We start from the raw sequence: 13,430 nt of genomic DNA on the forward strand, positions 1-13,430 counted from the left end.
CACAATGTCAAAATTTTAATTGATTTTTTCATCCTGCCATCGTTTTTTTAGTTTCTTTCGCCAATTCGCTATTGTTTGTCTACTTGCTGGTGCTAGGTAATCACTACTTCGAGCTTTTTCCAAACGATACGCTAAAAAACATTGTTCCTTCGCCGATAATTTGTGCCAAAGAAAGCAGAGCATCAGTCTCTGATCAGCGTATTCATGCGAAACATCAGACGATCCAGTAATAAGACTACTCATTGATTGTCGTTCTTGTTCCTCATTTACCGCTACTAAAATGTCTCGTTGACGCCAGATTTTTCGTTGGTATGTTTTTATTTTCCAGACAATTTTTTGAAATAAATAGCCTATAGGATAAGCTTCTTCAAATTTTTTTGACGTTGCAAAATCCCTTGCCACTTCAAAGAAAGCAATCCGCGCTAATTGAACATATTCCTCGTATTCCTGATTGTTTTGATAAACTCCACATTTCTTTACCACTTTGTGATACAGCTTTTCATATTTCTGACATAAATCTTCTAATTCTTTTTGTTCCATCCTTTTCTGCCTTTTTCTTTTTTCCGGCCGGTACTTGTAGCTTAAGGAAAAATATAGCCACTGTAAAAAAGAAAAAGAGTTTTTTTGGGTCAAAAAAAGTTCCATGCCCATATGCTAAACTTTAGCTACACGAGGAATTATGACATTATTCTTGGAGGTAGTTTATGATTGAAACCAGCAAAAATCGTTTTACCATCAATGATTTAACGACTATTTATTGTGAATCGTCATTTGTTTCTTCTATAAAAAAAGAATCCCTTTTTAAATCTGAACAGCTTTATTTTTTATACCAAATTCCTTTAGATATCGAAATTTATGCACTGCTTCCAGACACAACCACAGAATTCACTCGTTGTTGGATCGTTTTTCAGCATGAGTGTATGTTGGTCGCAAGCTCGGCGCAAGAGATCATTACTTATCTACTAGACAGCCATCACCAGTTAAAATTAAGCTGGTATCTCAAAACAATGCGTACACTTCTTCCTGTCAACCACTACAAATTACCAGCAGCGATTCGAACACAGAGTTTACTACCGCTGGAATCTGCAAAAAAGGTAACTACCATTTGGTTCAATCCATTACAGGTGCAGTTGGTTGAAGAACACTCCTTTCAAACAACGATCCAGTTAACAAATCAGCTTCGTTTTCTTTCTCCAATCAAGAAACGAAATTTAACAAAAAGAATTCGCCTCGCGTTTTCTTGTCATTTAATGATCCACACAGATTTTTCACCACTTTATAGTCCAATCTTTTTTCCATTCTTTCCACAAGCAAAATGGTTGGCTCGTCCTTTTCAACAAGTTTTGGCACATCAGCAGCATTATCACCGTGGCACTTTTTTTCGTCAGTATCAACAAATTATTTTTCAGGAAGGGCAACAAGATTTTGAACAGGGGCCATGTTAAATCATTTACGAATTTTGTTATAAATTTATTTAAGAAATTGCCAGTAACTCGTAACTTCTATGTCAACATGCTATACTATTGCTAAGAACTTGAAGGAGTGAGAGTTATGTTATTACTATTACTAATTACTGTTTTATTGATTATTGTAAGTTCTTATATTCTAAGTTCTGAAGCATTTATTGATGCCAAAACGATCGTACGAGATCCACGGAAAATCATGTCTTTTACAAAAGCATTTTTCTTGGCTGCTTTTGCTTTATTTTTTGGTCTAATCTAACAGTAAATAAAATTTTAGGATTCGGTAAAAGAAGACAGTCTTTCAACCGATCCTTATTTTTTTCTTTATCAGCGTATCAGTGTATCGCTAAAAAAACTCAGAGCAACCATTTGCACGGTTGCTCTGAGTTTTTTGTTAGGTATTTTTTCTTTGCACTATTTTAATTGTTCTTTTAGTTCTTTTTGGATTCGAGCGAGTTCGTCACTACTTGCTCGTTGATAAGAAATGCCATTTTCTCCAGTTGTACCGTCACCAGTAAATGAATCTCCTGCTAGTTGTTCTGAACGAATCGTTGAAAAGGCATCACGGTAATTAGTTGCTAAAACTTTGATTGTATCCCATGAAACATCCGTTGCTGCATTGTTGCCCAAAGCGTCCAATAAATTTGTATAGTTCGTCAATGTATCCACTGACTTTGTTTTGTTGATAATTCCAGAAATCACCTGACGTTGACGATCTTGACGTCCATAATCTCCTTTTGGATCATCGTATCGCATCCGTGCATATTTCACGGCCTCTGAACCATTTAACGTTTGTTTGCCGATTGGGAAATCAGTTCCATCGTAGCTAAATGTCAATTTATTATTTACATCAACACCACCAACTGCGTCAACCAACTCTTGCATTCCTTTCATATTGATTTCCGCGTAGTGGTCAATGGGAATATCTAACATGTTTTCAACTGTCGCAATAGACATTGCCACACCTCCAAACGCATAGGCGTGATTGATCTTATCACTCGTTCCATGCCCAACAATCTCTGTGTAGGTATCACGAGGAATACTTACTAAAGTCGTTTTCTTCTTTTGTGGATTAACCGTTGCAACCATAATTGAATCTGAGCGACCTTGATCTGTGCGACCAAAATCTCCTGTATCCACACCTAGTAGTAAAATTGAAAATGGATCGCCAGCATCATAATTGATTGCTTTGTCCCGTTTTGATTCAGTGATCCGATCGACCGTTGCATAAGTCTTGTCTGCTGTGGACTTCACATCAAAATAAATTTTTCCTGCATAAACAGCAATCCCCGCAATAATAATCAACAAAATACTTAAAATCCATAAAAAAACTTTTCGTCCCGTGCTCATTCGTTTTTTCTCAGCTCTTCTCATCTTTTTTTCCCACTTATCCTTTAATTTTTCTCAACAGTTATTAAGATAACAAGTTGATCTCGTTTATCTTTCTTAGATAACGATACCAAAATGATTCTAACTTTTCAATGAGATTTCAAACAATTAAAGGTTTGCTTTAAAGTCTGTAAAAATGAGTTAATTTTTTATTGATATTTCTTTCACCTAATCATTTCTCTCCATCAATAATTGGGGCGACTGTTATCCACATTTCTCTGTGAAACACCTATATAAATAACTAACAAAATAGAAACAAATATTATTATGAAAAACTATTAAATCATAAAAAATAACTATCAAACCATTCTTCATCAATAATTATCGACTAAGAAAATCGTTTTCTTTTCATAAAACTGTTTCTGTAGCTGTGGAACACAAGCTTTTTTTCTTTTATACAGTTGATTACTGTGGAAAACTCTCTGAATAGTGGGCTTTAATCAGAAGACACTTCTTTTTTAAGTAAAAACTGAGCAATAAAATAGAGCATTTGCTGAAGTAAAAACATGGTAGAAACAGAGGCTGTTCCACAAATTGATGGATCCAATTCAGGTATAGTCAATACCGCGTCATGCAATTTTGCATGATTATCTAAAACCAAATCTGCAATTTCAAATAACCGTAAGCCACTACTATGCTGCGATTTTATACTTCTAGATAAATCAAAACCCGTCACGATGATTACTGGATACTCATGCTCTTTGATCCACTGCGCGAGTTCAATAATAGCCGGGTTACGTCCTTCATTTGATAACAGTAAAAAAATATCTTGAGGGTTTGTCTCTATCTGTTCAATAATTGCTTGACCGGTTCCCTCTAATCTCTCATAAATACCATCAGCTGGATTTTTGATCAATTTCCCAGGGACGATATCTGGAAGCTGTTCCCAAAATTCAAAAGCCACACCGCTTAACGTTCGGCTAGCGAAAATCTGTAACCGACCTCCGGCAGCTATTCGTTGAGCAATCCAAGTTCCTGCTTGAATCATTAATGGTTCTTCTACACGTAGTTTTTCTTCCAGCTGTTGATAATAATCAAAATAACGTAAACTCATAAGTCTCCCCCACGAATCAAAATCAATAGAAACAGCTGCCTAATAAAGCGAAAACAACAAAACGGCAGTTGCCAACTTACTTTGTACTCGTCGTTATTTTTCCCCAACAAAAAAAGGTATTGAGCGTCTAGCCCAATACCTTAACATAGCAAATAAACAAGCGGGCAACCTTCATAAAAATCTACATAGGGGTAGAAATTTCACCTTAGATTAGGTACAATAAAAAGGTCGATGCACTGCATTGACTATGGCAAAATGATTGGTCAGCGCGTACTGACAAGTCATTCCCTGTTTCTTAGCGCCAACTAAGAAACAGGGAGCCTTTTTTTATTCAGCTGTTTCTATCTGTTCTCATTGTAAGGAAACTATTTGCTGAGTGCAAGAGGTGAATCATCAAAAAACAAGAGTACGACATCTTTTCATAATTATAATCTTGTTATTATATTCTAACTTTCCCCACTTCTTAGCTATTCTAAACAACTTATCATAACGTTTTTTCAAATAACAAGCAGTCAAAATTTAATTAAATAAATTTTGTACACATATATTCTCAAATAAAATTCTAAGAAAAAGGCTGGATAGCTGTAGTCAACCAAAAATCCTGATTTTTGGTTGACTACAGCTATCCAGCCTCTTTTTTATTCTTTTACTGAACGATATGGAGCCGCATGCTTTCCTTTTTTGATCAAGTGCATTCGATGACCCAAATAGCGAATATAAATCACCACATACAACCCTATCAATACAGCTGCAAAAATTAATGCGGTTTGTGCATCAACTGCAATTTGTAACATCAAACTGCCAATCGCAATCGTTGCTAAATACCAAATTAAAATCAATCCTTTTTCTTTGCGCTTTACCATCTGATACATGACATAAAAACTGACACAAATGAAAGGTAATAAGATTAACCAATTGCTTCCTTCCAGTAACCACTTCAATCCATCAAGCAATGATTGAGCAATTGCTATTATTTTTTCCATGAAATCCACACCTTCTATTTAAATTCCGTTTGACAAAAACTCTTCATCATTTTACTACTAATTCAAAAAAAAATGTTGATTTTTCTTCTTTTATCTTATGCTATTTTTGTACACTTAAGTAAAAATTAAAGCTTCTTTTAGGTATACAATCGGTGCAAGACTTAAACGAATCGATTCTTTTTTTCTAATATTAGCTGCTTTTGGACGCGAGAGAAATCAGTAATAGTATCTAGCACTTCATAAAAACCTAAAATTTCATCGATTTCTTGTTCACTCAAACCATCCACAGCTTTATGCCCAGCTTGAACCAATGCCCTTTGTTCTCGCCAAAAATCGCTGATAGTCTGTACCGAGTCTTCTATGAGATCATATATACGCCATTGGTCAGCCAAAGTCTGAATCAATAGCTGTTTCTTTTTCACGATGGCTGAACTCCTTAATTTATCATATCCATATTCCTCTTTCCACAAAATATAACTTTGTTTCGTTGGAAATAATATCTCTTGTACTTCTTTATTGTTAAAACCCAAAAAATGAAGTAATAAAAAATAGCGAGGATTGATTACCGTCTCTTTTTTTGTACTATGTTTTGGTATTTTCTGCTTATCTACTAAAAGTGTGGCTAACTGTTTCACTCTTTGAGGTGTTTCTTTTTGAGAATGATACCAGTCAGGATTTTCATTCAAGAGTTCAAGCAACTGTATTCTAGCAGCTTTTTTTAAATCTTTATCTTGTTTAGTCATCTCAATCGGCCATTGAAATTCTAAGCCGCTGACACTTCCCTCCACTTGTTTTTAGCAACAAAATTATGCACTCTATTTATTTTATAGTAAACCACGCAAGTGTCAAATAGAAAGAGGATGTCAACGACATGTTGACATCCAATAAATAAGGATAAATTATCAGAAAGCACTTAAGCAATTCATCTAAACACAAAAAAGTAGAGCCCAAAATGACTTAGTCTCTACTTCAAATCATTACAAGATCAATTAATTTAATTTTTTTCCTAGTTCAATCAGATATTCTCTTAATGTTTCACCAATTTCTGGATGTTGCAATCCATACTCGATACTCGTCTTCATGTAACCAAACTTATCGCCAACATCATAGCGTGTTCCTTTAAATTCATGTGCAAACACACGTTGACTTTTATTCAGTTCATCAATCGCATCAGTTAGCTGAATTTCATTTCCCGCACCAGGTTTTTGTGTTTCCAAAATAGTAAAGATTTCTGGATTTAATAAATAACGGCCAATAATAGCCAGATCACTTGGTGCGTCAGTTGGATCTGGTTTCTCTACAAAATTTTTCACACTATAAACGTCATCTGAAACTAATTCACCAGGATTGATAATGCCATATTTCGACGTATCTTCATGCGGAACACTCATAACAGCAATTGTCGAAGAGGTTGTTTGCTCGTAATCGTTCATCAATTGTTTTGTCAAAGGAATGTCATCCACCATCAAATCATCACCCAGCATCACAATAAAAGGTTCATCTCCTACGAAAGCTTTTGCCTGTAACACGGCATGCCCTAACCCTTTTGGATGAGATTGACGAATAAAGTGTAAATTGACGTTAGTCGTTTCTTCCACTAATTTCAATAATTCATTTTTTTCTTTTTCACGTAAGTTTGTTTCCAATTCAACATTTGAATCAAAATGATCTTCAATTGGTCGTTTTGCTTTTCCTGTAACAATTAAAATATCTTCGATTCCTGAAGCCAAAGCCTCTTCAACAATAAATTGAATCGTTGGCTTGTCAACAATTGGTAACATTTCCTTTGCCATTGCTTTTGTTGCAGGTAAAAAACGTGTTCCCAATCCTGCTGCTGGAATCACAGCTTTTCTAACTTTTGTCATGATCTGTTCGTTCCTTTCTCACAATCATTCATTTAAAATAATATTACTCATTGAACTATTATAGCAGAGGTAAAATAGGAAACCTACTTTCTTTCTGTTTTATGCTCCACAAAAAAGTAGAACAAAACGATTATCGTTTTGTTCTACTTTTTAATATTTACATAAATTCATTTTCCGTCTTGCCATCACGCAACATGATATCTTTTGCAGCTTGCTTGATATCTTTATCTTCATATAACACACTATAGATGGTCTCTGTGATTGGCATCTCCACATTTAATTGCTTAGCTAGTTCAACAGCGGCTTTTGTCGTTGAAACACCTTCAACAACCATCCCCATATTTTCTAGAACCTCAGCCAATTTATGTCCTTGACCCAATAAGTTTCCTGCACGCCAATTACGAGAATGAACACTCGTACACGTAACAATCAAATCGCCCACACCGCTTAATCCAATAAATGTCAGTGGGTTAGCCCCCATAGCCACTCCTAGACGACTGATTTCAGCTAAACCTCGAGTCATGATAGCCGCTTTTGCGTCATCACCAAATCCTAGTCCATGAATAGCGCCAGCGCCGATTGCAATAATATTTTTTAATGCAGCACCTGTTTCCACGCCAATTACATCGTTATTTGTATAGATTCGGAAATAATCATTCATAAATAAATCTTGAACAAATTCTGCTGCATTTTGATCAATACTTGCAGCCGTAATCGTCGTGATGTCGTGAACGGCAACTTCCTCTGCATGACTTGGACCAGAAAGAACAACGATTGCTTGGCGTTTTTCTTCTGGAAGTTCTTCTGCAATCACTTCTGAAATGCGTTTGTGTGTGCCTTGTTCTAATCCCTTACTTGCATGAATGATGATTGGTTTTGTATTCATTTTTTCTAACAATTCTTGCGCAACTGAACGAATAGCTTTTGTTGGGACAACGAATAATACAGCATCAACACCATCAACAGCCTCCGCTAATTCTTTATATCCTACAATTGATTCAGGAATTTGCAAATCTGGCAAAAAATGTTTATTGGTATGATATTCATTGATCTCATCAATTTGTTCAGGAACATTTCCCCAAATTCGAACATCATGCCCATTTTCTGCTAAGGTTTGTGCTAAGGCAGTCCCCCAAGAACCTGGACCTAAAACTGCGATTTTTTTCATTAAATTTCTTCCTTTCAATTGTGAATCTGAAAATTACTTAATCCAAAATGTTAACATTTTACCTTACTGTTGCTCATATTTCATGTAATAGTAAGAATCATTGTCAGGAGCATTCTCACGAATCAATTCCTTACCTTTCAGGTAGAATTTATAACTCTTGATTTCCGAATTAATATGGAATGTTTTTGAAATATAATAAGTATCTTTGCTGTTGACCAAATCCGGAATATTTTTATTATCTAATTTTTCAAAAGAGGCTTGGTCTTCTTTTTTCAGCTTTGAATTATAATACTCATCAGAAACAATGAAGCTTTCTTGTTTCAAACCTAGATAATTATCTTTTTGCTTAATTGTAGCCAAGATACTTCCTGTATTTACTTTATTCTTTTCATAGACACCAATAAAAATACGAGATTTATCAATTGGTGAAAAGCTCAATTTCTTTTCTGGATTTTCCCATTTTACATCATCGAATGATGTTAATTCTTCACCACGATATTTTCCATCAGACAAATAAAACTTTCCACTTACAGTTGAAAAATCAGCCACTGGTGATAGTTTAGAATGAATATTTTGGTAATACCATAAACCACCACCACCAACTAGTACTATCAATATTAACACAATACCAGCAATGATCCACCCTTTGGATTTTTCTTTTTTAGTTCTTTTAGTCATAACTATGCCCCTTTTTTAATATGATTTTTTATTGTTCAGTCATAAGTCGTAATATTTCTGCTTTTGTTTCAGAAAAATTATTTCTTGGAAGATCCAATTTTGTTAATCTCTTCCCACCAACTTTAAATAACTCTCCTACTTCTCGCGTAACTCCAGTAAACGTTAGATTCGTATCTATGGACTTTTTTAACTGATTAAATTTTTTGACTAACGAAATGGGGTTCTTTTTTTCCAGAATTTTTTGCTTATATAAGCGTATCACGTGCTCTTGTCTTGAAAAAACAGTAAAACGTTCAGAACTATCCGGATAACATGAAAAAAATATTTCTAACTCTTCAAATGTTACTTTCTGCTTACCACGTTTAAAATCAACTCCCTCTTGACTAAATTCAGAAGGATTTGAGATAGTAATTACTCCATTTTGCGATAATTCTTCCATAATGATTTTTAACAGGTTTTCTTTAGTAACAACAATATAATTTTTCACTGGTAAATTGAACTCTTTCGCAAACCATAGCATGAACTCTGATTTATCAAGTAAAGTAAACTGTTCACTCAAGTATACTTTATTTTCTGTGACTGTTTCTGGAAGAAATCGCATTAAAATATATTTTTTACCAGTCGAACAATAATAATAAAAAGTACTATTTTGATTATCATCAATAATCAGTAAAGTTCCCATTTAAATTTCCTCCTAAATATAGTCAACAAATTTTGCTCGGAATTTCAAATGGATGTGCGATCCAATAATCAAAAAGATAAGTGTGATACACCAGAATATTAAACCATATGTCCCTTTATTCCAAAACCACTCTCTTGATAAGAATGTATCTCTAAAACCGTCAATTAAATAATATAACGGATTGATTTCTAAAATATTTACTAGTCCTTTTGGCAAATTTCTTGTTTGAAAATTCCAAATAGCTCCAGAAATATAAAACAATAAACGGAAAATTGACTGAAGCATAACGTGATAATCACGAACCAATGTTGTGATCGTCGCATTAAAGATACCAAATGCGTACAGAAATACAATCATAGAAAAAAAATAATAGATGTACTGTAACCAATGCAATGTTGGATAAACTCCGTTAAATAATAATGCAACGATAACAATCATCATATACCAAAAATAATTCGTAAGCTGACCTGCTATAGAAATTGAAGGTAATACACTAACCGGAAACTTCATTTTAGAAACTAAACCAACTTGTTTATAGATACTATTTGATGCTTGCATAATCGATGGTGATATAAAAAACCAAGCAGAAATTCCTATAATCATCCAAAGAATATACGGAATCCCGTTAATCGTTCTTCCACCATGAACACCTAGTCCAAAAACCATATAATAAATCCCTACTTGAATTAATGGATTTAGTATTTGCCATAGCAGTCCTAGATAGTTATTCTGGTAAGTCGCTTTTTCTTCATATTTTGACATTCTAAAAATAATTCCTAGGTTTGATAGTTGCTCTTTAATAATAATCGCCACTTCATTCATTACTCACTCACACCTCCAATTGAGCTATCTTGTTGGATTTGTGAAGTAGGAATAGTGATTTCTACGCCTGCATTGATGACTTCATTATCCAGATTATTAATTTTCATTAATTCTTCTACCGAAACACCATATTGTTGTGCAATTCCTAGAAGTGTTTCCCCAGGAACAACGGTGTGCATGATCCTATCGTTTGATTCGCTCGAAATAGTACTATTTGATTCTTCACTGCTTGTTGCAGACGTAGACGTTTGACTGCTTTCTTTTGAAGATTTACTTGAAGTATTTTTCTCAGATGTTTTTTCATTACCTAACCAGTGAGTTCTTACAAATTCCACTGGGTTATTAAAAAAATAGGTTAATGAACGACCACTGAAACTAATAGTTGATAAAGTAATCATTATAAAGAACAGGCTAATAATCAAAATCTTAGTTGATAGTTTCATTTGAGTTCCGATTTGATTTCTTTCCATTTGTTTCTTTAACTGTTTTAGTTCTACCCGCGTCATTAGATGATCCCTTTGTAATTTTTTCATTGTACTTTGATACATATTATCTAACGAAAAATCTTGCTGTGCTTTTTTTTGTGACTTCTGATAATTGTTTTGTTTTTCTTTGGGTAAATCTTTAAACCACTTGGTAAACTTTTTATATTCGTTAATTATTTCTTTAGTAGGTCCAAATCCAGCTACTTCACCGTAATGCAACCATAAAGTTTTATCACACATTTTTTTTACCTGCCCTAATGAATGGCTAACAAAAAAAATAGTTTTTCCTTCTTTTTTAAATCCATTAATCTTATCAATACATTTTTGTGCAAATGTATCATCCCCAACAGATAATGCTTCATCAATAATTAAAATATCTGGATTTTGATGGATTGCCACAGAAAATCCTAATCTTGATTTCATTCCACTAGAGTAATTTTTAACTGGTTGATCAATAAATTCTCCTAAATCAGCAAAATTGATTATGTCATCAAGTTTTTCATCAATTTCTTTATTACTCATTCCTGACATTGAACATTTTAATTTGATGTTTTCTCTACCTGTTAAGGCAGTTTTTAAGCCCGCACCAATTGCAACAATTGAGGTCTCCCCATTAATTTCTAGTTCTCCAGAAGTTGGAGGAATAATTCCACCTAGAATTTTTGAAAGGGTTGATTTTCCAGAGCCATTAATTCCAATTATTCCAATAGTTTCTCCAGACATTACTTCAAATGAAACACCTCGAAGTGCCCAAAAATTTGGAATACCAGTAGCAGTTGCCTTAAATAACGATTTTAGTTTATCAGATTTCTTTTTTAATAGTTCATATTCTTTAGTTAAATACTTAGCTCTTACCTTTACTGTTTTTTCAATCATATCTATTGCCCATTCCAATCCTTTTTCAAAGACTATTTTTTTATTAGCTATTTTTTTACGTTTATCAAAGATTTATCTTATATTAAAAATGATTGAATCTTTTCTTTAATTATTGGTAAATCAAATATTTGATAGTGCTTTTTGTTTTGTATCCCTAATAAAAAAGGATCTAGTGATGATTTCAAAATAATAGATAACATTTCTAATGGCAGTGTAACCTCAAATAAAAATTTTCCATTTTCATATATTCCCTTATACACTAGCGGAATCATTTTTTCTGGAGTATTTACATGAATATAGCATATTGGAATAGTTTTTGTAGTTGTTAATTTTAGTTGTACCACAAGATTTATTTGAAGTTCAGTATCAGTTTTTATAATAGAATGAACTGATTGATTTAGTGACTGAACAACTACTGGAAGTTCATCTTGATAGTCATCAAGATAGTCAAATACACCTAATAATTTCTCACGAATCTTATTTTTAGAATATTGTTCAACAACTTTCCCAGTATTTTGAGATAATTCAATCAGGTAATCCGGTTTTTTTATTAGCTCAACAATTGCTCTGCTTAATGCAGAAACATTTCCATTGGGAACAATTCGTCCATTTAGACCGTCCTTGATTAAATCTTTGGGTCCGTAATTGTAGTCAAAAGCAACAACTGGAGTATTTACACTAAGACTTTCTAAAATCGAAATACCGAATCCTTCCGATTTTGAAGTCATTAAACTAAAACCACTACGCTGAAACTCTCCAATTGCATCTTGTGTATAGCCATGAACATGTATATTTTTTTCTACACCTAATTTTTTTATAAGTAGTTCGTAACTCCTTTTCTCATCACCTTGTCCAAAAATATCTAATTGTGCATCAGGAACTTCCTTTATCGCTTCGGCAAATGCTTCAATAGCTAAATTAATTCTTTTTCCTTTATTAAATTTTGAAATGATTACACCACGACTCAAATTCTTAGATTCCGTCGTTTTTGTTTTATTTATAAGAAATGGATGTCCAATGACAAACAAATTATCTCTTTCCCCAAATTGGCTTATAATATGTTTTTTCATTTCATCAGTAAGAAGAATCACTGCACCAAATTTATCTAAATTTTCCAATGTTCCTTTTGTATATGCCCTTAATGGACTACCGAATGAACCATCTTTACCATAAATATTTCCATGGATAGTTGCAACTGAATTTATTTTATTTGTGAAGCTATTTTCTATGACACAGGTATCCAAGCGATGATCTTCCACAAAAAAATAGGGTTTATTGGACATTTCATTCAATTGAAATATCCAATAATCTTTCAATTGTTTTTCATTATCAAATTGATTTATCTTACCATTCTTTGGAAAATGTAAAATATATGACATTTGTGCTTCTTCATTATACTTACTTGTTAGATATTTTCTCCCCTCGCTAGAAAAAAAATCACTTTGAGCCAGGAGTCCCTCACTGTTAAAATAATTTGTCCTTAACAAGACACCATCACTTCTGAAGATATCTCTTTTTGTTCTTGTTTTATTTTCAAAATAATCAATCATAGCAATCGATTGATCTGGATTCAATTTTATTCTTTTTAATAATTCTTTATTTTCTTTATACTCAAATACTTGTTCGTTTTTTGCATTCTGCACAAACTTTTTTTTTGCTTCATATTCATCAAAAGTTACCACGTTATCACTATAAAAAAGAGTTTCATCCTCTGCAAAAAATTCGTAAATATTCATAAAAAAAACATTATCGGGTAGTTTCTTTACCTCATGGATATTATTAAAAATGTTTCTATATTGCGGGCGAAAATTAAATGTACAAATGTGTGTAGCAAGAACATCGTCTTTCCATGTTTTACTTCTCAAAAACATAGACTGTACACGTCCACCTGAATCTACGCTAACAGAATCATTGAGAAAAAATATTTCTCTTTGCTCTCGATTGGCATTCATTAATCAATCACTC

At 33.3% G+C, this 13,430-nt stretch carries 14 protein-coding genes; 2 read left to right on the top strand and 12 right to left on the bottom strand.

Annotation, left to right across the window (positions count from 1 at the left end):
* Nucleotides 1–15: 15 nt before the first annotated feature.
* Nucleotides 16–540, bottom strand: a complete 525-nt coding sequence (locus AC4BD1_RS09440; protein ID WP_490466361.1) for a hypothetical protein — start codon at nt 538–540, stop codon at nt 16–18.
* Between the two features lie 164 nt (nt 541–704).
* On the opposite strand from AC4BD1_RS09440, the gene AC4BD1_RS09445 reads away from it, so the two are divergent.
* A complete protein-coding gene (locus tag AC4BD1_RS09445; RefSeq protein ID WP_490466362.1) occupies nt 705–1,445 on the top strand; it encodes a hypothetical protein in 741 nt (246 codons plus the stop codon).
* A 106-nt stretch (nt 1,446–1,551) separates the two neighbouring features.
* Nucleotides 1,552–1,722, top strand: a complete 171-nt coding sequence (locus AC4BD1_RS09450) for a hypothetical protein (protein ID WP_206909492.1) — start codon at nt 1,552–1,554, stop codon at nt 1,720–1,722.
* Between the two features lie 155 nt (nt 1,723–1,877).
* On the opposite strand, the gene AC4BD1_RS09455 is transcribed toward AC4BD1_RS09450, so the two are convergent.
* From AC4BD1_RS09455 to AC4BD1_RS09505, 11 genes are all read right to left on the bottom strand, one after another.
* Nucleotides 1,878–2,837, bottom strand: a complete 960-nt coding sequence (locus tag AC4BD1_RS09455) for an LCP family glycopolymer transferase (protein ID WP_242589935.1) — start codon at nt 2,835–2,837, stop codon at nt 1,878–1,880.
* 451 nt (nt 2,838–3,288) lie between these two features.
* Nucleotides 3,289–3,906 (bottom strand): SIS domain-containing protein, encoded by a 618-nt coding sequence (locus AC4BD1_RS09460; RefSeq protein ID WP_206909490.1) that lies wholly within the window; start codon nt 3,904–3,906, stop codon nt 3,289–3,291.
* A gap of 638 nt (nt 3,907–4,544) precedes the next feature.
* On the bottom strand, nt 4,545–4,889 hold the full coding sequence (locus tag AC4BD1_RS09465; RefSeq protein WP_490485525.1) for a hypothetical protein: 345 nt from the start codon (nt 4,887–4,889) through the stop codon (nt 4,545–4,547).
* Nucleotides 4,890–5,050: 161 nt separating this feature from the next.
* On the bottom strand, nt 5,051–5,632 hold the full coding sequence (locus tag AC4BD1_RS09470) for a hypothetical protein (RefSeq protein ID WP_490466364.1): 582 nt from the start codon (nt 5,630–5,632) through the stop codon (nt 5,051–5,053).
* Nucleotides 5,633–5,878: 246 nt separating this feature from the next.
* On the bottom strand, nt 5,879–6,754 hold the full coding sequence (gene galU / locus AC4BD1_RS09475; protein ID WP_206909487.1) for a UTP--glucose-1-phosphate uridylyltransferase GalU: 876 nt from the start codon (nt 6,752–6,754) through the stop codon (nt 5,879–5,881).
* 157 nt (nt 6,755–6,911) lie between these two features.
* On the bottom strand, nt 6,912–7,922 hold the full coding sequence (locus AC4BD1_RS09480; RefSeq protein ID WP_206909486.1) for an NAD(P)H-dependent glycerol-3-phosphate dehydrogenase: 1,011 nt from the start codon (nt 7,920–7,922) through the stop codon (nt 6,912–6,914).
* 63 nt (nt 7,923–7,985) lie between these two features.
* Nucleotides 7,986–8,600 carry a hypothetical protein gene (locus AC4BD1_RS09485; protein WP_490466366.1) on the bottom strand — a complete coding sequence of 205 codons (615 nt, stop codon included), beginning with the start codon at nt 8,598–8,600 and terminating at the stop codon, nt 7,986–7,988.
* A 28-nt stretch (nt 8,601–8,628) separates the two neighbouring features.
* On the bottom strand, nt 8,629–9,282 hold the full coding sequence (locus AC4BD1_RS09490) for an LCP family glycopolymer transferase (RefSeq protein ID WP_490466367.1): 654 nt from the start codon (nt 9,280–9,282) through the stop codon (nt 8,629–8,631).
* A 12-nt stretch (nt 9,283–9,294) separates the two neighbouring features.
* Nucleotides 9,295–10,104: an ABC transporter permease gene (locus tag AC4BD1_RS09495; RefSeq protein WP_490485526.1), complete on the bottom strand. Its 810-nt coding sequence runs from the start codon at nt 10,102–10,104 to the stop codon at nt 9,295–9,297.
* On the bottom strand, nt 10,104–11,465 hold the full coding sequence (locus AC4BD1_RS09500; protein ID WP_490466369.1) for an ATP-binding cassette domain-containing protein: 1,362 nt from the start codon (nt 11,463–11,465) through the stop codon (nt 10,104–10,106). The genes AC4BD1_RS09495 and AC4BD1_RS09500 overlap by 1 nt, the downstream gene beginning before the upstream one ends.
* Nucleotides 11,466–11,542: 77 nt before the next feature.
* Complete coding sequence (locus tag AC4BD1_RS09505; protein WP_490466370.1) at nt 11,543–13,417, bottom strand: glycosyltransferase; 1,875 nt, start codon at nt 13,415–13,417, stop codon at nt 11,543–11,545.
* Nucleotides 13,418–13,430: the final 13 nt, after the last annotated feature.

Source organism: Enterococcus sp. DJ147D b, assembly GCF_058216655.1.

Bases quoted from the DNA above. Each gene is read 5' to 3' on its own strand.
- AC4BD1_RS09440 (WP_490466361.1), bottom strand. From the start codon at position 540: ATGGAACAAAAAGAATTAGAAGATTTATGTCAGAAATATGAAAAGCTG.
- AC4BD1_RS09445 (WP_490466362.1), top strand. From the start codon at position 705: ATGATTGAAACCAGCAAAAATCGTTTTACCATCAATGATTTAACGACT.
- AC4BD1_RS09450 (WP_206909492.1), top strand. From the start codon at position 1,552: ATGTTATTACTATTACTAATTACTGTTTTATTGATTATTGTAAGTTCT.
- AC4BD1_RS09455 (WP_242589935.1), bottom strand. From the start codon at position 2,837: ATGAGAAGAGCTGAGAAAAAACGAATGAGCACGGGACGAAAAGTTTTT.
- AC4BD1_RS09460 (WP_206909490.1), bottom strand. From the start codon at position 3,906: ATGAGTTTACGTTATTTTGATTATTATCAACAGCTGGAAGAAAAACTA.
- AC4BD1_RS09465 (WP_490485525.1), bottom strand. From the start codon at position 4,889: ATGGAAAAAATAATAGCAATTGCTCAATCATTGCTTGATGGATTGAAG.
- AC4BD1_RS09470 (WP_490466364.1), bottom strand. From the start codon at position 5,632: ATGACTAAACAAGATAAAGATTTAAAAAAAGCTGCTAGAATACAGTTG.
- galU (WP_206909487.1), bottom strand. From the start codon at position 6,754: ATGACAAAAGTTAGAAAAGCTGTGATTCCAGCAGCAGGATTGGGAACA.
- AC4BD1_RS09480 (WP_206909486.1), bottom strand. From the start codon at position 7,922: ATGAAAAAAATCGCAGTTTTAGGTCCAGGTTCTTGGGGGACTGCCTTA.
- AC4BD1_RS09485 (WP_490466366.1), bottom strand. From the start codon at position 8,600: ATGACTAAAAGAACTAAAAAAGAAAAATCCAAAGGGTGGATCATTGCT.
- AC4BD1_RS09490 (WP_490466367.1), bottom strand. From the start codon at position 9,282: ATGGGAACTTTACTGATTATTGATGATAATCAAAATAGTACTTTTTAT.
- AC4BD1_RS09495 (WP_490485526.1), bottom strand. From the start codon at position 10,104: ATGAATGAAGTGGCGATTATTATTAAAGAGCAACTATCAAACCTAGGA.
- AC4BD1_RS09500 (WP_490466369.1), bottom strand. From the start codon at position 11,465: ATGATTGAAAAAACAGTAAAGGTAAGAGCTAAGTATTTAACTAAAGAA.
- AC4BD1_RS09505 (WP_490466370.1), bottom strand. From the start codon at position 13,417: ATGAATGCCAATCGAGAGCAAAGAGAAATATTTTTTCTCAATGATTCT.